The organism is Bradyrhizobium sp. HKCCYLS3013, from assembly GCF_051167615.1.
Taxonomy (GTDB): Bacteria; Pseudomonadota; Alphaproteobacteria; order Rhizobiales; family Xanthobacteraceae; genus Bradyrhizobium.
The window spans coordinates 127,229-147,427 of sequence record NZ_JBNPTK010000006.1 but is presented as its reverse complement, the minus strand read 5'-3'; the positions used below and the strand labels follow the sequence as shown (position 1 = coordinate 147,427).

General features: G+C 59.5%; 15 protein-coding genes and 1 pseudogene. 12 read left to right on the top strand and 4 right to left on the bottom strand.

The window, feature by feature from the left end; all coding sequences use genetic code 11:
• Positions 1–7 precede the first annotated feature (7 nt).
• The 5 genes from ACQR1F_RS13520 (at position 8) to ACQR1F_RS13500 (ending at position 6,062) form a co-directional block, all read left to right on the top strand.
• Positions 8–631 carry a hypothetical protein gene (locus ACQR1F_RS13520; RefSeq protein WP_434913243.1) on the top strand — a complete coding sequence of 208 codons (624 nt, stop codon included), beginning with the start codon at positions 8–10 and terminating at the stop codon, positions 629–631.
• Between the two features lie 139 nt (positions 632–770).
• On the top strand, positions 771–2,819 hold the full coding sequence (locus tag ACQR1F_RS13515) for an AAA family ATPase (RefSeq protein WP_434913241.1): 2,049 nt from the start codon (positions 771–773) through the stop codon (positions 2,817–2,819).
• Positions 2,816–4,132 (top strand): hypothetical protein, encoded by a 1,317-nt coding sequence (locus ACQR1F_RS13510; protein ID WP_434913240.1) that lies wholly within the window; start codon positions 2,816–2,818, stop codon positions 4,130–4,132. The genes ACQR1F_RS13515 and ACQR1F_RS13510 overlap by 4 nt, the downstream gene beginning before the upstream one ends.
• Positions 4,133–4,165: 33 nt before the next feature.
• Positions 4,166–5,386 (top strand): hypothetical protein, encoded by a 1,221-nt coding sequence (locus ACQR1F_RS13505; protein WP_434913238.1) that lies wholly within the window; start codon positions 4,166–4,168, stop codon positions 5,384–5,386.
• A 157-nt stretch (positions 5,387–5,543) separates the two neighbouring features.
• A complete protein-coding gene (locus ACQR1F_RS13500; protein WP_434913237.1) occupies positions 5,544–6,062 on the top strand; it encodes a hypothetical protein in 519 nt (172 codons plus the stop codon).
• Between the two features lie 91 nt (positions 6,063–6,153).
• Here ACQR1F_RS13500 and ACQR1F_RS13495 read toward each other — a convergent pair whose 3' ends face one another.
• From ACQR1F_RS13495 to ACQR1F_RS13480, 4 genes are all read right to left on the bottom strand, one after another.
• Complete coding sequence (locus ACQR1F_RS13495; RefSeq protein ID WP_434913235.1) at positions 6,154–6,513, bottom strand: hypothetical protein; 360 nt, start codon at positions 6,511–6,513, stop codon at positions 6,154–6,156.
• Positions 6,514–6,778: 265 nt separating this feature from the next.
• Positions 6,779–7,390, bottom strand: coding sequence for a cell envelope biogenesis protein TolA (locus ACQR1F_RS13490; RefSeq protein WP_434913233.1), 612 nt, complete (start codon positions 7,388–7,390; stop codon positions 6,779–6,781).
• Between the two features lie 27 nt (positions 7,391–7,417).
• Entirely contained in the window at positions 7,418–7,654 is a 237-nt protein-coding gene (locus tag ACQR1F_RS13485) for a hypothetical protein (protein WP_434913232.1), read from the bottom strand.
• A 20-nt stretch (positions 7,655–7,674) separates the two neighbouring features.
• Complete coding sequence (locus ACQR1F_RS13480) at positions 7,675–8,598, bottom strand: Ku protein (RefSeq protein WP_434913230.1); 924 nt, start codon at positions 8,596–8,598, stop codon at positions 7,675–7,677.
• 141 nt (positions 8,599–8,739) lie between these two features.
• Between ACQR1F_RS13480 and ACQR1F_RS13475 the strand changes: the two genes are divergently transcribed.
• From ACQR1F_RS13475 to ACQR1F_RS13445, 7 genes and pseudogenes are all read left to right on the top strand, one after another.
• On the top strand, positions 8,740–9,138 hold the full coding sequence (locus ACQR1F_RS13475) for a hypothetical protein (RefSeq protein WP_434913228.1): 399 nt from the start codon (positions 8,740–8,742) through the stop codon (positions 9,136–9,138).
• Between the two features lie 30 nt (positions 9,139–9,168).
• Positions 9,169–9,618, top strand: coding sequence for a hypothetical protein (locus ACQR1F_RS13470; RefSeq protein WP_434913226.1), 450 nt, complete (start codon positions 9,169–9,171; stop codon positions 9,616–9,618).
• Between the two features lie 2 nt (positions 9,619–9,620).
• Positions 9,621–10,349: an SOS response-associated peptidase gene (locus ACQR1F_RS13465; RefSeq protein WP_434913225.1), complete on the top strand. Its 729-nt coding sequence runs from the start codon at positions 9,621–9,623 to the stop codon at positions 10,347–10,349.
• A 170-nt stretch (positions 10,350–10,519) separates the two neighbouring features.
• Positions 10,520–10,822 (top strand): hypothetical protein, encoded by a 303-nt coding sequence (locus ACQR1F_RS13460; RefSeq protein WP_434913223.1) that lies wholly within the window; start codon positions 10,520–10,522, stop codon positions 10,820–10,822.
• Positions 10,823–10,829: 7 nt separating this feature from the next.
• Positions 10,830–11,933: a DNA polymerase IV gene (dinB, locus tag ACQR1F_RS13455; RefSeq protein ID WP_434913221.1), complete on the top strand. Its 1,104-nt coding sequence runs from the start codon at positions 10,830–10,832 to the stop codon at positions 11,931–11,933.
• Positions 11,934–12,001: 68 nt separating this feature from the next.
• Positions 12,002–12,183 (top strand): annotated as a pseudogene (locus ACQR1F_RS13450) (3'-5' exonuclease); the annotation flags it as partial.
• 471 nt (positions 12,184–12,654) lie between these two features.
• Positions 12,655–20,157 (top strand): sacsin N-terminal ATP-binding-like domain-containing protein, encoded by a 7,503-nt coding sequence (locus tag ACQR1F_RS13445; RefSeq protein ID WP_434913219.1) that lies wholly within the window; start codon positions 12,655–12,657, stop codon positions 20,155–20,157.
• Positions 20,158–20,199: the final 42 nt, after the last annotated feature.

Here is a 20,199-nt window from a genome sequence, read left to right as displayed (position 1 = left end):
AGCTAGAATGACTGACGAATCCGATATCGCAAGAAAAATCAATCGCTTGTATGAACTCTGGGGTTATGAGGGCGCCAATATCGCCGCGACGCCGAAGGTCTCTGAAGCTGCAAATCCAGATCTCGGCGCCCCTGCTGAGCCTGCCGATCCGGCTGTGTCCGAGGTGAGCGTTGCCGATCTGATGGAGACGTGGCCGAACGGTTACTACCGCGGTGACGACCTTGCCGACGACGATGACGACGACGTCGAGTACGTCGATCCCGCCGACCCGGAGCAGGTTGAACGGCTTCGCCTTGAACTTAAAGCAATCGACGACACCGCCGAGCTATCGCAAGCCTTCCTGGACGGGTGCTGGTGGAGGGTACCCGAGCTGCACGATGAGTTCCGTCGCGCGTGTTCTGATTGGCGCGGAATTTCCTATCAGCTCCACCGCATAGCTGGATATGAATTCGTCCGGGGCTTAGCGAAAAGTGCGGCGTTCCGCGGAAGCGGGCCGCTCTCTACGCCCTTGCAGTTCACGTCCTGGGGACCGGACGGGACGGGTTGGGACCAGCGAATCATCAAGCTCAGTGACCTGTATCGTCACGATGCTGTCGAGCTCAGCGCGTGCCATTCTTTTATGATGCACTGACGAGCAACACTCCAGCCATAAACCAGCACGCGGCGGCCAATAACTGGCCGCCGCGTGCTCCATCGAGAACGTCTCTTTGATCGGCAGTGCCTCGCAAAATGGCGCATCCACATGAGCAGCAATGAAGCCGGGAACGCACGTGAAACGTCTTGCCTTGAAATATCGTCCGCAAACGTTCGAAAAAGTTGTTGGCCAGGAATATCCCAAGCGGATCATATCCCAGCTCGTTCTAAACGGGCAGAGCTGTGCAAACTTGCTTCTGCACGGCAGCGTGGGATCCGGTAAAACCACGCTCGTTCGGATTTACGCTGGGGCGCTAAACTGCGAACGCCCGACGAATTCAGGCGACCGTTGTTTCGATTGCGATCGATGCAAAGCCTTGAATGCCGGGGATGATACCGGGTTCTACGAACTGGATACGCCCAAGTTTAGGACGCGAAGAACGCTGCAGAATGAGATCGATCGCGTGCTGGAAGCCGCGAAAGACGGCAAACGCTCGGTGATCTTTCTGGACGAAGCTCACGTCCTGTCGAAGTACCCGGATAGCTTCGAGTTTCTGTTGAAAAGGGTCGAGGAGCCGCCGCCCGGCGTCTCCTTCTGTTTTGCAACCACCGCGGTGGAAAGGATTTCCAAGGCGTTGCGCTCCCGGACCATCAATCTGGAGCTTCGTCCTTTGACTCATGAGCAGAGTGTTGGTCTTCTCGCCCGTACCTCAAACGAAGAGGGTTTGACCTTCCATAACGAAGCGCTTTCGCTCTTGGCAGGCTTGGGCGAACACCAACCGAGGAACATGCTTCAGGCTCTCGACAATATGAGTCTGATCAACGACAAGACTGAAATTACTCGGGATCGGGTCGCTCAGGTTTTCGGTGTCGACTACATCGAACACCTCATTCAGTATTTCGAGGCTCTTGGCTCCGGCGACTTGAGGCTCCAGATGACCAAGTTCCTGCGGTGGCCGGATAACGTCCGCAACAAGGCCCGTCTGATCCAGCTGTTCCTTGTGGGATTGTACTACGTCGATCTCTGTGGATTGGACGTCTCGGTCGAGCCGGTCATCGAATCCATCAGAGAGGAGGAACGCCGCCGCGTAACTGAAGCGTTCACGAAACGGTTGCCCAGCATAGATCTCAAGGCGTTTTTTGGGGGCTTGTTGAATGTCTGGCCTGTGGTTACCAGCGGCTTGAGCGATGAGGCGCTCTTGGCAATCCTGATGCGTTTTCAGGAGGTGGCAAATCACGGCGAGATCGTCGTTCCATCGATCGAGGTCGCGCGCCTCACACCCGAGCCTGTGGCGGAAGCGGACTCGGCAGCCGGGACCCCGCGCGGTCTTCGCAAGCGGGGCGATGAGGATGCGCCGAAAGATCCAGCTTGTTTGAGTCGGGGTCATGTTCGCGAAATTTTCGCTGCGGCGTCATTCCTGGTTCAGCAAGGCCATCCGCCATTTAATGCCAGGATTACAATTCGACACCGTCTGTTTGGACACGAAGAGCAGGCAGAGGCGTCCAGGCATTTCGGCAGGTTCAGCCAAGCTCTGAAAGGACAGCTCGAAAATTGGGGTGGCTCCGGTCTTCGCATATTTGTCCAGGAGCGAGACGAGAAGGAGGGATCCTGTGGCCGGGTAATCGCGCATGTTCCGGATGCAGAGGCGGCTAATCGGTGGTTGAAGAAATGGCACAGAGGTGATCGCGTCGCGGGCAAGGAGGATGACGCGATTACGCTTGTAATGTTGCCTGAGGGCGACAGGCTCGATGGGCATTGGAGCTGTGTTCGATGGCTCTGCGGCGGCTTCAATCCGGCCGATCCGATTTTCAGGAAGCTAGACATCGAGCCGGCGTTCCGCCGTGTGGCCGGGGACATCGTGAAGCGAACGCGGCAGGACTCTTCTGAGTCTCTGGGAGACGCTGCCAGGCGGAAAGCTGAGCTGGAATGCGGGATGGATCTCGTCTCCGCGTTTGATGACGAACAATGGGACCGCTTGTACGACGGCTGGGAACTAGAGGAGTTCAGGTATCGCAAAGAGCAGAAGCTGCTTTGGCAAGCTGCCCTTGCGGACATGAAGGCGCGGTATCCCCTGGATGGCTCGGCCCGCTCGGGAGAAGTGCAGAACTATGAGCTGGAGGAGCTGCGCAAACGCTGGGCGGCAAGCGCTCCAGTGCGACCGTGGGCGATTTGGAGCCGCCCTTGAGTACACCGGTTACGATGACTGACATTGAGTTCGTGCAGCTGCCCGAGCTCACCCAGAGACACTACCTTTATCTTTATCGCGACAATTCGGCGCTGTTGCGCCCCGCGGTGCGCGCCAAAGTAATCCGGCACGCCGAGTTCGAGGGGCGCGAGCTGAGGGATATCTCGACCTGTCCTCAACGCGTTGTGAAGTCGCGCCCGCTCCTTCCGGAAACGCAAGCGAGAGAACCGGACAGGCCTGGCGGCGATGGACGGCCTGACTTCGATAAAAGTGATGCGTCAGCGGAATTGTCGGAGGCCGTAGTCTTGCCCAGCTTGCGGTTGACGGTTGCCGAGCCTTCATTGTTCGGGGAGACGCTTGCCGTGCACGATCTCGGCGATAAGACGCTGAAGCATCCCCAGCTGGATGATGTCAAAGTTGCCCTAGATTTGATTGCAAGAGATGCTGCCATGCAGTCGCTTTGCTTGCTTGTCCCGGAAACCCACGAAATTGTCGGGACTGATGCTTGGCGTGGCGCTGTTCAAGCCGTCGGCCTGATCGAGGAGCCGACGGTCACGCCGGACAATTACCTTGTGGTCGCCCGCAGTTACTTTCCGCAGAGCCGACTTGGTAACCTAACCCATCTCTCCGATGATCGGCGCTTCTTGACCCGATTGAGGAAGTTCGTCGAACAAAAGACGTGCACACCATTCGAACTATCGCTTCAGATTGATTTGATTGTCTTGGGCGAAATGGAGTGCGGCGAGTTCCGTCCAAATGAGGAGGCCGAGACGAAGCGCAGGAAGCGCTGGATCCTGCCTGAGACGCTGAGGCGGTTCTTGGATAATCGAGATGCAGTGTCGTTCTCTGGGCTGATGCAGGTTGTTGACGGTCTGCGTCATGACCGGATGCTTGAGCCCAATGAAATCTTGGTGAGGCTTTATCGGGCAACAACCACAACCCTGGAAAGTCGTGACAAGCGCTATCGCCGGCCTGAAGACCCCCTGCACTGCGTCTGGGCAGCGTTGCTTCTGACAAATGAGGAAAGCTTCTTAAAGGGAGACACCTTCGTTGCGATGGATTCTGTGTGTCAGTGCTATGGTCGAGTTTCGGAAGCGACGTCTTGGTTCGATTCACAGACTGGCTGGCAGGCGATCGCACCCTTGACCGAGATCACCCCCGTAAAGGATCCAGGGCGTCTAGACAGTGCGCGGGCCGAGGTGCAGCGCGCGCTGCGCTCGCGACTGGAGGCAATGACGGGGAACGGCCTCGATTGGTTTCATGGCCTAGTCAGCTCGGCAAGGGGCAGCGAAACGGCTAGTTCGTTGACTTGACAGCCTTAGATGGCGCAATTGGATTCGCATTCAATGAGACAGTCGCTCGACATTTATCTTGAGCAGGAGAGGCCGCGCTCATTCCGGGACATCTTGGGCTATGAACGGTGGCTCGAGCCCCTCCTGTCCAATCTGAAAAGAGAGCGCGGAACAAGTTCGCATCAGCCCATCGCTCTGATTGGCTCGCCGGGCGTCGGAAAGAGAACATTGGCGAGAATTTACGCGCAGGCGCTGCTTTGCGAGCAGGAGCTTGATACTCGCGTTGATGGAGCACCGTGCGGTCACTGCCTCGAGTGCACGGCAATAAAGAAATCAAGTCTGGCCTATGTAGAAAAGGACATGGGCGGCTGTCATGGAGAAGATGATAAAGATGATGAAGATGATGATGTAAGCGCGCTGGAGGAAGCGCAAGTTGAGGCCTTGCATACGCTAATTGAGCGCGACGGAGGCTTGAATACTGCTTCGGTGCGGGTCGTCGTGTTCAATAACTCCGAAGAGCTCACGGGGATGACCGCCGACATCGTCTTGAAGACTCTGGAGCAGGAAGTCTCGTCGAGCCTCTATGTGTTCCTTGTGAATGATGAGGCGCGTTTTTCGGCCGCATTGCGATCGCGGTGCAGTGTGTATCGGGTTGGGCCGATATCGGTGGAGGATTTGGTCGGTCGTTTGTCGCTGATATGCGAGCGGCGGTCGGTGGCGTTCGACGAGGCGGCCTTGCGGGCAGTCGCGGTTGGGGGCAATGGGTCATTTGGCGGTTCGTTGGCTATTCTCGCTCGCGTCGAGCGCCACGGGGATGTCACGGTCCAAAATCTTGTCCGCGAGCCGGAGTTTGGCTGGGGCCCGACGATGCTGGCGTGTTGGCGAGCCGTGCTGAGTGGTCGCCCAGACGAAGCAATGTCGCTGTTTGGGAGTATTGGGACGCACGGTCCCATGCGGGTGAGGGCAATGCAGGCATTTCTCGTCGAATGCCGCATTCGCCACGTGACGGGCGGTCTGCCGGTGGCGACGAGCGTGAGCCCGGCGTTGGGTCTTCTATCGCCCGAAAGCTGGGAGCGCATTTTACGGGATTGGACAGGGAGGTGCCAAGCTCGGGGTCTCGAGCTCGATGAAGCGATCGAACGGGCGCTCGGCTTTTGGGCTTCCGTGAAGGTCGGCGTGCCGTGGAGGGCCAGTTTCCTCAAGGGCTATGAAGACCTAACCGGAACTAGGTCGACTAATGACGTGGAGAGGGCGACCGGAACCGCTCCAATTTAGCCACTCTCGCGTTTGTTGATTTAGAAATGTTGATTTAGCACTTCGATTCCTGTTGGAGCGATCAATTGTTGGCAATTGCGGGGGCGGAACCGAATTGGGTGAACGGCTGGCCAGGTCAGCCCAAGTGGCGGAATAGGCCTGTTCATGGAGTGCTGAGATGAATTCGACAACGCGCGGAAAGCGGGGAGGGAGCCGTGTGGTCAGCCAACCTTTTGTCGAGCGGCCCTTCGCCGGCCGTTGGTCCGAGGAGGCGGCCGCGGCCGCTCGTCGAGCCCCCGGGTTGGTGATCGGGCCTTACGTGCCGAACGTGGATATGAGTGACCCCGCTTCGGTGCGGGCGGCTCTCGCTGACGAACCTTTTGGTCACCTGATTCCGGACGAAGCTATCGAGAAATTGTGTAGCGAGGGGCATGCGGCCGACCTTTTTGCCCGCCGATATCCGACCTGGCGCTATGGGATCGATCCGGTCACCTACCCTTGCTTTCTACTGCCTCCGACGATCGAGGAGCTTGAGGCGATTGAGGACAAGGTCCATCTCGCCTCGCTCATTCGGGATCTTGATATTCGCGGGACCACACCGCGCATTCGGGCATTGATACGTTCAACCGTCGAGCCCGAGTGGTCATGGCTTGGCGAGATTGTCCAAGATCATCTGAATGTCGTGGAGGACAACTAGGCGCTTGGACATCGACCAGCATGAACATGGCGGCTATCCCTTCACGCTCACCTCAACGAAGCTTTCCCTGGAAGCTAACTTGGCATTTGATTCAGCGCCCGCTTTTCGGAATAGAACGAAACAAGCGATCAGCCTCTTCCGGATCGCTGATTGCCTGCCTAAGATCAAACCCGTTGGTTCCGTTCTGCAGATTTGGTTCACGACTTACGCTTGGCTGCGTGAGATGAGGGTCGCGAGCCTCCAGCTTGCGCAATAGTGCGACGAACTCGTCGAGGCCGCGCTCGGGGCGGGCCTCTCGATCGCCATCCATGAAGATCGTCCCTTTGCCCGGATAGAAATTATATGGGCCAACCTTGATTTGATATTCCGATGTTTGTTCATGTCGGACACGTTCGCTGCGAAGCCGTGCCAGAGCAGAGCTCATTTCTCTGCTGTTGCGTCTATTATCCATGCTCATCACCTGTGTGGATGGTTCTTTGCGCAAGTGGAGGGGAAGTGCTCACTGAGGTTCGGTGTTGGAAGGGTGGAAGGGGGAAGGGGTAGGCAGACAGAGCAGACAGAGCAGACAGAGCAGACAGAGCAGACAGAGCAGACAGAGCAGACAGAGCAGGCAGGCAGAGGGGTGAGGGGTGAGGGGTGATATAAAGCGGAGCGGAAAGACGCGTTAGGTGTCGGTTCTCCATCTTGCCGCAGGGGTGGAGCGTTTCGCGTTCGGCCTAGTCGCGCGCACGCTGCAGCGCAGCTTGCAGCCGCTCTCTCTCCTCTTCCCACCGCGCATCCTCGGCGCGTGAGCGCTTCTCGAGAGCCTCGACCTGCGCTTGGATCGCGGCGGCCCTCTCCGCGTGGTCGCGCTGGGCCTTGTCCAGCGCAGCTTGCGCTTTGGCCGTCGCCTTCTCTCGCCGCTCGCGATCCCTTTCTCGCGCGGCCTCTTCCCGCCGGCGCTCGGCTTCGCGGCGTTTCTGCTCCTTCTCGAAGTCGGCCGCGGCCTTTCGGGCTTCTCGCTCGCTGATCTTAGGAGCAGCTCGCTTCGCCAGCTTCGGCCGATGTCTTGCGCGGCGACCTCGATTCTCGCCGGATCCCAGGTCGGACGGGAGATCGGAGTGTTCGGCGAAGCGGCCGTTCGATCCGGCCGGGCGCTTGAGGACCACGCCTGGCTTCGACATCGTTGCGGCGACCACGTCGGGGTCGTCTGTCTCTTTGGCGACACCCTGGTGGAAGAGATTGCTGCCAGCGCCCCAGGCCTCGAGCGCAGCCTTCATAGACGGTGCCGCGATCGCGAGATCGTAGAAGCCCAGTGACGTCTGAAATGTCTTGAGCTTCCTTGCCATGGTTGTCGGCCGCTCGGCGGCTTTGTCCTAGCGCCTGCGTGCGACCCAGGTGCCGAGTAGGAACGCGACGAAGAGCGAGGACAGTGGGGCCTGCATCGTCACCTTGCGCAGCCGCTCGGCCCAGCGCAGCGCCGCCTCGTTTGAAGGCTGGCGCAGCGACCCTCGGATCTCGGCCCGGCCGCTCGGCTGCGGTGCGCCGATAGCGTCCGGGTCGTCGACCAGGCCAGAGGCTTCGGTCATCGCAGAAGCTTCTTTCACATCCATGCGGTCCTCCTATTCCGACCTCAGGCTGATTTCCGCTGCGGTCTGGCCGTCGGCTTCTTCGCCGCCGCCTCCTTGGGCTTCTTGCCTTCAATGGGCATCAGCATCTCTTTCTGGCCGCTCGACGCCTTGCGCGGTTTCTTGGCTGGTTTGGCGGTCTTCGCCGGCGCGGCTTCCCGGCCGACACTCCGCCGCAGCGCCTCCATCAGGTCGACAACGTTGGTCGCGGCGGGCCGCTCCTTCGGCACGATCGGCTTGCCGGCACGCTTCTTGTTGATCAGCTCGATCAGCGCGGATTCGTAGTGGTCCTCGAATTTCTCGGGATCGAAGCGGCCGGCCTTTTGATTCACGATGTGCTTCGCCAGGTCGAGCATGTCCTTGGTGACTTTCACGTTCTGGATCTCGTCGAAATACTCCTGTTCGCCGCGCACTTCGTAGGGGTAGCGGAGCAGCGTGCCGACAAGACCCTTGTCGAGCGGTTCGAGCGCGATGATGTGCTCGCGGTTGGTCAGCACCACCCGGCCGATTGCGACCTTGTCCATCTCGCGGATCGTCTCGCGAATCACCGCGAAGGCGTCGTGGCCGACCTTGCCATCGGGGCGCAGGTAGTACGGTCGGATCAGGTAGCGAGGATCGATTTCGACCTTGTCGACGAACTCGTCGATCTCGATCGTGCGCGTCGACTCCAGCGCGATCTCCTCGAGTTCCTCCTTCGTGACTTCGATGTACTGCCCCTTGTCCAACTCGTATCCCTTGACGATGTCCTCGTTCGGCACCTCGTCGCCGGTGTCGGCGTCGACCTTCATGTACTTGATGCGATGGCCCGTCTGCCGGTTGAGCTGGTTGAAGCTGATCTTCTCTGACTCGGAGGTGGCCGGATAGAGCGCCACGGGGCACGTCACGAGCGACAAACGCAGGAAGCCTTTCCAGTTGGCACGGGGGGCCATGTACGCAGAACTCCGGTTCGAGACGGCCTGGATTCAAGACGAACCGCAGACCATGGTTCCGACAACGACTGCCTCGCCATTAACGCCCAATTTTTCGGTCGGGGACTCGACTCCTTTGTTCATGTTATGTTCTAATTGGACATGACCGATCGACCCGCGAGCTGGCGCATGCCGACCCCCAAGCAAATGGAAAAGATGGCAGCTCTCGTCCGCAAAAGCGTGCCGTCGAAGCCCGGATTGGCTCCGGACGATGATCTGCCGCCGGCATACTGGGAGGCCCTTCTGGCTGACCCCCGCGCCGATACCAAGCCGGCGAGCCCCTCCGGAGGGACGCTGCGGCTGAGCCAAATTCCTCAACATATTCTGAGGGTGGGCTGCCGCCGCTGCGCCAGGGTGGTCGAGATCCAGAAGGTAGACGCTGCCCGCTTCTATGGTCCGGACGCGCTCTGGAAGGATGTCGGCCAGCGGCTATTGGACAATACCTGCACCCAGCGGACCGGGCGCCATGAGGAAGACGGCTGTTGGCCTGCGTTCGAGTAGTCGCCGACGCGTCTCGAACTGGATGCTGTCATGGCACCGAAACATCACCCGACGCCCCTCTCCGGAGGAGACCGCAAAGCGCTCACCAAAGAGCTCGGCCGGGCACGCGCGATGACGACGATCCTCGCAGCACAGGCCGCCGAAGCCCGGGCCAAAGGCGAAGCTCTCATCCGTCAGGCCGACAAATTGCTCTGCGAATCCTGGAACGAGCGCATGTGGGCGGATGGCGGGCCCATTGACCCATCACCGATGGTCGACCAAGCCATCAACGGGGGCTTCGCCTCGCTCGAGATCGAATGCCCGCGCTGCAAGACGAAACGGGACGTCGATCTGGCGGCGCTGCGTCATCCGCCGACCACATTTGTCCACGACTTGGCCAGCCGGCTACGCTGCAGCAAATGTGCTAAGGCCGGCCGTCGGCCGTCCGCCACGCTGTCGCAACTGATGTCGCGGCCCCGCCTGGTCGATCCGGAGACTTGATCGTGTGCAATCTCTACTCGATGACAAAAAACGTCGACGCGATCCGCCGCCTGTTCGGCGCGCTGAACAGCAATGTCGGCAACCTGCCATCGATGCCAGGGATTTTTCCAGACTACCCCGCACCGATCGTGCGCAACGGTGCCGAGGCACGCGAGATCGTCATGGCACGCTGGGGCATGCCGAGCTCGCAACGGGCCCTGATGGACGCGACAAAGAAGCGCGCGGAGAAGCTGCAAGCCAAGGGCAAGACCGTCGATTTCAAGGAATTGCTCCGGATGGAGCCGGACGGCGGCACGACGAACATCAGGAATGTCAGCAGCGCTCACTGGAAGCGATGGCTCGGACCGGAGCATCGCTGCCTGGTGCCGTTCACGTCGTTTTCCGAGTACGACACGATCGATGGCAAGAAAGTGCCGGTCTGGTTCGCGCTGGACGAGACCCGACCTCTGATCGCATTTGCCGGGCTGTGGACCAATTGGACCAGTGTGCGCAAGGCGAAGGAAGGCGAGATCACCACCGACATCTTCGGATTCCTCACCTGTGAGCCGAACGCGGACGTCAAGCGCGTCCATCCCAAGGCGATGCCAGCAATCCTGACGACGACCGAAGAGTACGAGGTCTGGCTCCGCGCCCCTTGGGACGAGGCGAAGTCGCTGCAGCGCCCCCTCCCGGACGGCGCACTGCGGATCGTCGCCACGGGCGAGAAGGAAGACCCGGCGCTGGCCGCGTGAGCGGGGCCATTTGGCGGCAAGCTGCTGCCCGATTGGAATTTGCGGCTGTGCACAGGCCGGCGGAACACGTGGACAAGCGGCGGCTCCAGCGATTTCGAATCTCTGCTCTGTGCTAACCGCCGGGAACGAACCGGGCGGCATAAGGATTCGTCCCGGCGGGAGCGATCTCGATGTTGATGACCAAGGAGAGACGACCGGCGATCCGGACGCTGCGCGGCTGGGCGATCTCCGTGCTGCAGGAAATCGGCGCTATCCGCGAATGCGAGGAGCACGGCTGGATGCAGGATCGCGCCGACCCGCACGCCCGCGATCGCGCCTATGAGATCGCTCGTAGGGATCCGCCGGCAGGCGTTTCTCCCGACGAAGCCACAGATGCGATCACAGAGCTCTTGGATTCGATAGGGGATACCTGCCCCGAGTGTCCGCCCAACGACTGGTCTAACCTGCGACGGCTGGACTGCGAACGTCTATAATCTAGTGATGGTCCGGTCCGATTCGGAGCAAGGCGACTCGAACGCGCCCCACCGCAAGATCATCCATATCGACATGGATGCGTTCTATGCGTCGGTGGAACAGCGCGACAATCCGGACCTGCGCGGAAAGCCGGTCGCGGTGGGCGGCTCAGCGGAGCGTAGGGTCGTCGCGGCTGCGAGCTACGAAGCCCGCAAATTCGGAGTTCGATCTGCAATGCCGTCGGTGACGGCAAAGCGACAATGTCCCGACCTGATCTTCGTCAAGCCGCGCTTCGAGGTCTACAAGGCGATCAGCCGGCAAATCCGCGAGATCTTCGCCGGGCACACGACGATCATCGAACCTCTGTCGCTCGACGAGGCCTATCTGGACGTCACCGAAAACCTTCAAGGCATCCCGCTCGCCAGGGACATCGCGTTGCGCATCCGCGAGAAGATCAAGGCGGAGACTGGCCTCAACGCCTCGGCCGGCATCTCCTACAACAAATTTCTGGCGAAACTCGCGTCCGATCACCGCAAGCCCAATGGTCAGTTCGTCATCTCGCCGGAGATGGGGCCTGCCTTCGTCGAGACGCTGCCTGTCGGCAAGTTCCACGGGATCGGGCCGGCGACGAGCGCGAAGATGAACGCCTTGGGCATCTTCACGGGTCGCGACATTCGCAACCAGACGCTGGACTTCATGAACGCGAATTTTGGCAAGTCGGGCGCCTACTACTATTGGATTTCGCGCGGCGTTGATGAAAGGCCTGTTCGAGCCAACCGCATCCGGAGGTCCGTGGGCGCGGAGAACACGTTCTCGACCGACCTTACCGAAGCCGAGGCCATGATCGCCGAGCTTGAACCGTTGGTCGACAAGGTCTGGCGACATTGCGAATCGGTCGGCACGCGTGGGCGAACGGTGACGCTCAAAGTGAAGTTTGCCGACTTCGAGATCATCACGCGCAGCCGGTCCGCCTCTTCGGGTGTCGCCAACCGAGCTAGTCTCGCTGAACTGGCAATCGGTCTGCTGCAGGACAACATGCCTTTTCCGAAGGCGGTTCGGCTTTTGGGGGTGTCACTGTCTTCCTTGCAGGTCGGAAATGGTGCGGAGCCGCAACTGGATTTCGGGCCTTGATCCGGAATAGAATCACGGCGGTCGCCAAACCCGCTGCGCAGGTGTCCGAAGGGTAGTAAGAATCGAATGCTCGAAGCTGCGGATTCGACCGTAAATTTGCCGAGCGCTACTGGCCGATATTTCAGCGCAAAGCTTGGGGTGTTCGGCGACCGAGATCGAATGGCGAAAGCTCGGTTTCGAGGGCTCGCGCCTCGGCTACCTGCTGAACTGTACCGGTTTCTTTCACCAGGCTCACAGGGCGGTTGACGATTTCCGAGGCCAACATTTCATGGAATGGTAGTCTGCCGCTGGCTAGGGTAATCGCGATACCCTTGGTTGTCCGTCTTCCTATGTCGGCCGGAGTGTGAAAAGTCACGCAGCGCTGTGCGGATGGCCCACGGAACGGCGCATGACAGGCGCCATGGGGCGCTATTTCTTGAAAGGTTTATTGCGCTGTCGTAAGACCTACTTGACAACTAGAAGTTTGGGCAGGGAATGGCTGAAGTAGTCGCTCAAGCGAGGGATTCCGGTTGGAATCCTGAAGTCGCCGAGACCAGAGACCGGTTGCGCGACAGCCTTGGTCGGCAAGGCACGATCACTGGGCGTACCAAGCGGGCTGGAAGTGTTTTCTTGGTCGACCTCGAGCCCAATAACAAGTGCTACGATCGCCCGGAGCCAAGTGGTGAGCGAAAGCACGAACGTTTCATTGCAGTAGGCGAAGCCTCCCGCAGGCGCGAAGCCTATGCCTGATTTTCGTATCTCCCCGATCTCGATCGTCAATCAGATCAAGAGCAATCTGCAGGATCGGTACGATTCCGGTTATCCGATCCTCAAGGAATTACTTCAGAATGCTGACGATGCGGAAGCCCGACACTTCAGACTGGATGGGCTGCCGGGGTGGTCGACCGCTACCAATCCGCTTCTCCGCGGACCGGGACTTCTGGTGGCGAACGATGGCTTCTTTCGCAGGGAAGACGAGAGCGGAATCATATCATTCGGCGAGAGCAGCAAGGCCGCTGACAGCGCGGCGATCGGCAAGTTCGGCTTCGGTCAAAAGGCGGTTTTTCATCTCTGCGACGCCTTCGTTGTCTACGCTCAAAGGGGAAGCGACAGACCATTTAGCACGGTGGTAAATCCGTTCCTGGAAGTCGAAGTCGCCGGCAATATCAGCCGGGGATGGGAGCCGCCTAGCGGGGGTCTCGATCCAGCCGACCTGGATCTCCTCAGGCGCGAGGTCGCTTCCGATTTCCCGGACCGTCACCTCGTTCTCTGGCTGCCCTTGCGCCGGGAAGGTATTCAACCAGCTCCAGGAGTTAGCTTCTCCGGCAACATTCCGTCGATGGCGGCGACGATCAGGGAGCTCAACAGACCCGACGATCTGCGCACTGTACTAACCGCGCTTCGCCATCTGAAATCGATCGAGATTCGAGAGCGCGGTGAGCTTCGCTGCGCGGTCGAACTTGATGATACTCGGGGCCGCTTCCTTGGACCGAACCGTTTAAGCGATGGTGTTCGCCTCTTTGGCGGCACGGTCGGGGCCACAGCAGATGGATCAACTGCGCCATTTGTCGGCCGCGAGGCCATGATCCCTGATGGCCGTCTCGCAAGCTTGAAGCGCACACAGCACTGGCCGCAAACGATCACTGTGCTCAGATCTGAACCCCTGCCGGAAAAGGGAGAACCGCACGGCGCGGCGACGCTGATGCGCGTTCCTGTCGGTGCGACTGACCGGACCGAGAACGCGCAACTGCGTGTTTCCTGGGCGGTCTTCCTGCCGATCTCGGACGCATCCGACATCGTTATCCCGGTCGATGGAAGCGCTGGCGATCGGTTTCACCTCCTGCTGCATGGGTACTTTTTCCTTGATAGCGGCCGACGTCAGATCGAGGGCTTGGATGCCCCGGCTGAGCAAGGCAAACCTACGGACGCTTCATCGTTGCGTCGTGCATGGAATGCTGAGCTTCGCGATTCCGTCGTGTTGCCACTCCTGCCGGCTCTGCTAAGGGACACGCTTGATTGCGCGATGGTGACATCGACGGAACTCGCGCGACTCGTGTCGGCGATCGCACGAGACAAGTGGTTTCGAAGCAATCGGAGAGCCATTTGCCGGGAAAGCGCGCTGGCGCGTGTGTTCGAAACGCCGAGCGGCATCGTCTGGCGTATCGTTCCATCGGCAGATGCTCTGCGTCCGCTGCCGGCTTCAGTGGTGGATGCGCCTCGGCGGATGGAGGAATTGTTCGGCGCCATCGGTTCATGGGCCGAGGCGAGCGGTACGCGCCTTGTCGCCGGCGAAAGCGCCGCGCTGAGCGCGGAGCCCATACGTTGGACCGCCAAGGACTTGGATTCAGTGTTCGCTGGGTTGTCGCCTCGCGCGTTTCAATCACGCGATCTAGCGCGGTTTCTGGTCGACTTCCTTGACGTGGCAGTGCTTGATGACGCCGAGCGTTTGGCCGTCGGACCGCACCTACTCGCGACTCTACGCAAGGCGATTACAGAAACTCAGGCGTTCGCCTCGTCCGAACTCGTCAAGTCGATTCTAAGCCGAGTGCCGCTTGGTATGCTATTTCCGCTACCAGCATCTGTCGAGAACCGGCAAGTCCTGCGCGCACTGGCCTCCGTGCCGACCAATATCTTGCCAGTTCGCCGCGAATGGCTCGACGAAACTCGACGTCCTCCGCAGTTGTCCAACGCGGATCTAAAGTCGCTGCTCAACGCGCTCGAACCATTGATCGGCGGCGACCACGCAGATCAGGCAGCGACGGCCGCGTTAGCGCTACTCACTCAGGGTGGACGGAGTATCTCCGAGTTGGCAGGTGACCTCGAATTGGCATCGATCGAGGTTATCCGTGCGCGGGACATTCGTAGCCAAGAGCCCATCGCGCTGTCGCTCCAGATGCTCGTCGCCCAGTCCCGAGTGGGACGTCTATTTGGAAGCTCGCCTCAAGCTAACTCGCTGCTGCCATTGCTGGCGGAAGCCGTGCCAGACGCAGCCCCTCTGATCGTGGACGGAAAGACGGCGGAGTTTCTCCGAGATTCTCCTGGTTCTATCATTGAACTTCACAGCACAGGGAACGAGTCGATCCTAAAGCTGGTGAACGAGGCGTCGCGCTTCGGGACAAAAGACGCCAGACGCAGGCTGCTTGAACGACTGCGGCCCACGGAAAACGATGATCGGGCCGCTCTTCGACGTCTGTGTACGGGCGTCGAGGCGGCTGGACATGGCGGCGCTACGCTCCATGCGCTCGAAGGAGCACTGAAAGGAATAGAAAGAACGGTCGAGGCAATTCTGAACGCAAGCGAGAGTGCGTTTCTGATCCCGGCCGAGATAGCTGAGGAGCTTACGTCCAGGCTGAGACAACATATCGGAATAACGGGGCTCGATACACCGCGAATGGAGGCGTTGCTCGAACGAGATGTCAACGCGATCGCCCGTATTCAGCTCAGTCCCATCGAGCGTGATGCGTTTTTGTTGACCCAACTGTCCGACCCATTGCTGCGTCGCTTGCCGATCCATGTTCGTTCCGACGGAACGACGGGTAACTCAGAGAATGTGTTTCGTGAGGCCGATTGGCCGATTCCCGAAGCATTGAAGGCCCATGTTCTTACGATCCAGCCTTCCAACAACGGACAGGCACGCCAACGGCAGGAGCGGCTTATTGAGAGATGGTCGCCGCAAAGCCAGATCAAGGTCGCACTTTCTTCTCCTTATCCGTGCCGTTTTTGTACCGAGATACTCGACGCCCTCGCCAAGCTGGCGTCTCAACCGGACGAATGCTTGCTCGAAGCACTTCGCGTCAAGCCTTGGCTTGTTGTGGACGAACAGCCGATCAGGCCGCAGGATGTGCTCGCCCTTCCGCCCTCTGTCGACGAAGAAGCGCGAGCGCTGCTACTAAAGAGCGGCGAGATACCCCCATTCCTGCCTGTCCAAAAACTAGCGATCGAGGTCCGCGAGCATCGCGGGTTTGCTCATCTAGAGGAGTGGGTTTTGCCGGGTCGGAACTCCTCCTTCGCGGCGCTTGCGTTGATGATTGAGGAAGCGAGGATCGTCGGGCGCCTCGGAGGGACAAACGATTATCCGGTCGAGGATTTCACGACCTTGGCCAAGTCCAGCGGTGACGTCGGATTGCCGGGCTGGCCTCTGCTGGCGGCGGTTCTGACGTCACTCGGAGATGGATGCGACGACGCCATGAAGATCGTCGCGGCTTTCACTGCACTCAGCGCCTCCGACGCAAAGTCGGCGGGAGCCCATCTCGACTGTCTGGCAGCACTGGCGGAGGAAAAGGGGCGAAGAAGTGAAGCGGCGCGCAGGGCCTATCGCCACGGATTCGGTGTCGTCGCAGGGTGGCCGGAAGATGCGCGCCGCGAAGTGTTCGGTGGAACGCGCGTTCTCACAGATGCCGGGAATTGGCGGATTGGCCGTGAGGTTGTCCAGGACGGTGATGGTCTCGACCCGAGGCATGTCTTGGCGCGAGACTACGCATCTATGCTGGGAAGGCGTCAGCAGCAGCGCGCGGACGCTCCCAACGCCGAAAACAAATCTCCTGATCCATTCACAGCCGACTGTCACCGAGGACAGATCAGGGACGTCGATCTGGTCGCATTGGAAGCCCGGTCTGCGGATCAGCAGCGATTGTTCCTCGAAAGTTGGAAAGGGCGCCTGCCGTCGGATCTGATTATCGTCTATCTCGGGCTGATTGGTCGCAGTGAGCCGTTTAGGCACCTCGCGAACGAGTGGGCGATCGACGCGACAGTCGATGTCGATACCCTTTGGGCTGACCTCGACAACCACTTTCCAAAAGAAATCCTCTACCCGAATCCGCTCGCGGCTGAGGTCGATCAACGCCGTTTCCTTATCGAGCCAGTCTCGGGCGAGCGCGTACAGGCTATCGCAATGTCGGGCGATTCGTTCGACGCGGCATTGAGCGGTTCCGACAAAGGAATTCTCATTGGGAACCTGCACAAGACTCACGAGGGTATCCGCGCCGCTGACGGCAAGGTGCGGTCATTGATCACACTGCCAATCAGACAAGTCGATCCGAGTCGATATAGTCAGCGTGAAGCCAGCGCAATTTTCCGCCGGTTCGTCGAGACGATCGCGGCGGACTGCTTATGGCTCGGCATGGAACGCCAACGGACGGCGTTGCAAGAGATGTTGGACAAGGCGGTTAAGGTCGATCAATCGACGATCGAGGAAACCGAACGTCTGCTGCGCGACCGATTGCCCACTATACTCGCCGAGCTGAAACTCCCCACCGAATATCTTTCACAGCAAGCGTTGCGCGAATATCAAGCTGAGGAAAGCCGCCTTCATCATCTTTCAGCTCCGGCACAGAAGATTGAGGAGCTCAAGGCGGCGCTTTGGCGAAAGGTATCTGATGGCGCATTGGCGGCTGAACTTCTGTCAGCCGTTCGCAGCAAGATCGGGGATTTCGGATACTCGGCTAGCCGGGTTCTCTTCGAGCTTTTCCAGAACGCGGACGACGCTTACCGGCAGTACGGTGGAGCTGCGACTGACGTTTGTTTCCGTGTCGAGCTGTTTTCGAACGGCTCAAGTGGATTTCGTGTCGTCCATTGGGGTCGTCCCATTAACCACATGGGATGCGACGCCGAAGAGGGGCGTCGTCTCGGTCACGACCGCGACTTGCTCAACATGCTGCTGATGAATTTCTCCGAGAAGCGTCCCGGAGACGATCTGACCGGTAAGTTTGGCCTGGGTTTCAAGAGCGTCCATGTGTTGTCGGACAGCGTAGGCATAGCGAGCGGCTTCATCGCATTACGCACAGTTGGAGGCTTTCTGCCGGCGACTTGGCCGGAAGGTATTGATGCAGGAGAAAATCGAAAGAGCCCCAGCGGCCGAAAGGCTACGGTGATCGACGTTCCGTTCTCGATGACGACTGCCGATAAAGGTGCCGAAGCCATCGCGGCATTCAGGGCCACCGTGACGTGGCTGCCCGCCTTCGCGCGTACTATCCGCCGCGTCGAGATCGAGGCTGACGTACCGGAGAGCATCGATTGCGTCTGCTCTCCGCTTCTGGATAAGAGCGGAATCTACCTCGTTTCCGTTTCCGGTCGGAAGAAGGAGCGAGCCCTGCGGGTCGATCTTTCCAACGGGTATAGCCTCTTGCTCCGCATAGACGCCGCAGGTCCCAGCGCGTTCTCCAGCGATCTGAGGCGCCTCTGGAATCTTGCCCCTCTTGAGGAGGAGCTGCGATCCGGCTGGTTGCTCAATGGTCCCTTCGCAGTCGACCCCGGACGGACGGGATTGGCCGGCTCGATTGCGGAGCGGCAGGAGAAGTTCCGAGGGCTAGGGCGGACGCTCGGAGACCGCCTTTTGGAATTGCAAGATCTTGTGGGCGCGGACTGGTCTCAGTTCGCAAAACGTCTGGATCTTGATGCTTCCGAGCAAACAGCGAGAAATATCTTCTGGTCCCGGTTATTCGACGTCCTTGCGCCGGACTTCGACGACGACCTCGCCCGACACTTGCATGTGGACGGGCATGGATACGCGTGTCTCGCCAGGAGGCACAAGGTCGTGCCGACGCGTTTGCAATCCCCGTTCGATTCATTGGTGCAGGCATCAGAAGTGGACCATTACACTGATGGCGCGTTGTCGGATCCCGCCGCGCTTGCGAAGCTGCGGGACTGGCCTACGCTGACGGAATTGCAAAATCGGATCATTTCATCCGAGGTGGCTGGGCAACTAAGAAAGCTGGGCTTCGGAAACGCCCGCCCGCTTCGCTTTTCGAGCCTCCTTCGTCGCCAAATCGGCAAAGAAAAGCGTATCAACCCCGAGTTGGCCCAAACACTTGGCCGCGCCGTTACGCCCCAATCAATTCGGGAAGCGCCGCTCGACAACGAACTCCATGAGATCCTGGACATCGCCAGGCATGCATTGTTTCTCGCACAGGACGGAACCTGGCGCGTCGCGCAGCTTCCATATCCAGATTCGGCAGCTGACAGCGAAGAGCACAGACTATGCGCATTCGCACCCGCGAGGCATCTGCTCGACAAACGTTATGCCGGCCCGGCCCTTCAGTTCTTCCGAGTCGCCCGCGAAAGATCGGGCTTCGGCCCTCAAGCGCGCGATCTTGCGTCGTGGGTAGCGGAAGTACCGGCCGAAGACCGTAACCGCCAGATGGCGGCGCTCCGCTACCTCATCGAGGGTCGCCAAGGTCGGGACTTGGGTGAAGAGATTCGACACAGTCGGCCCAGTTGGTTGCCCTGGCCCGCGTCGCAGCTGCGGATCAGTCAGTTGTTGTCAGGTTGGACTGAAAAGGAGAAGGACGATCTGCTTTACGCCCTTCAGGGTCGTGACGCGTTTATACCCATGCTGGTCACCCCGCCGCCGGCACCAGCGCCCCAAACGGTATTGACAGCGATCCATGCGTGGTGGAGTTCTGAAGGAACTGATCTTCGGACCTTGTATTCGCAGCGAACGTATCCCGGCACATTCTCACCGTCGCAGCTTCGGGGAGCGAGTGATCGGGCAACGTGGTTCACCATGTTCGCCCTATCCTGCTTCCAATCATTCGGCCGCGCGCAGGACGGACAACACCGAAGCTTCATCGAGGCTGGCTATCGAGAAGGCTGGTGGCTTGAACTCGCAGACTCGCGACCACCTAATGATGTGCAATCCTGGCTTAATCGGCTTGAACGCTGGAGTGCGCCGGAACAATTCGATCAACGATACCTTCCATGGCGACGTACATTTGTTGATCTGTATGCGATCGCCAGATGGCTGGATGAATACCGAGAAATTACCCTCAAGCTGCCTAGAATCATTGAGGAGCACGGCGTCATTTCCCTAAATGGTGCTTTGCAGCCGAGCTACTGGACACCGGCAATGCGTCTTTGCATCGATGCCGCGCCCATAAACCGGTCTCTCGGCATTGGCATGAACTGGATGATCCGCGAGATGTTACGCCATGAGGTGTACGAGTCACGCTATGAGAGCCGTATGGCTCCCTATGGCTGGGCTTCATCCCAGCGTGTTCGCGCGCTGCTGAATGAGCTTGGCGCAGACGTCGGTGAGCGGGCGGACAAGGAAACGAGCCGGACGATCTACGACTTCGTAACGAGCCATCTCGGTGGTAGTCGTGCTCGTTTTGATGGCGATTTCGATCTTCCGCTGCAATTGATCACCCGAGAGGAAAACAAGGCGGCTTTGGTTCAGTGCTTCGAAACGACCGATCGCGATCCACCAGTCTTTTTGGAGCAGTGGCAGGACAGCGAAGACGCGCTTTAGGACGAGGCAGCTAACGGATGACAAACACTAGACCATTGGCAG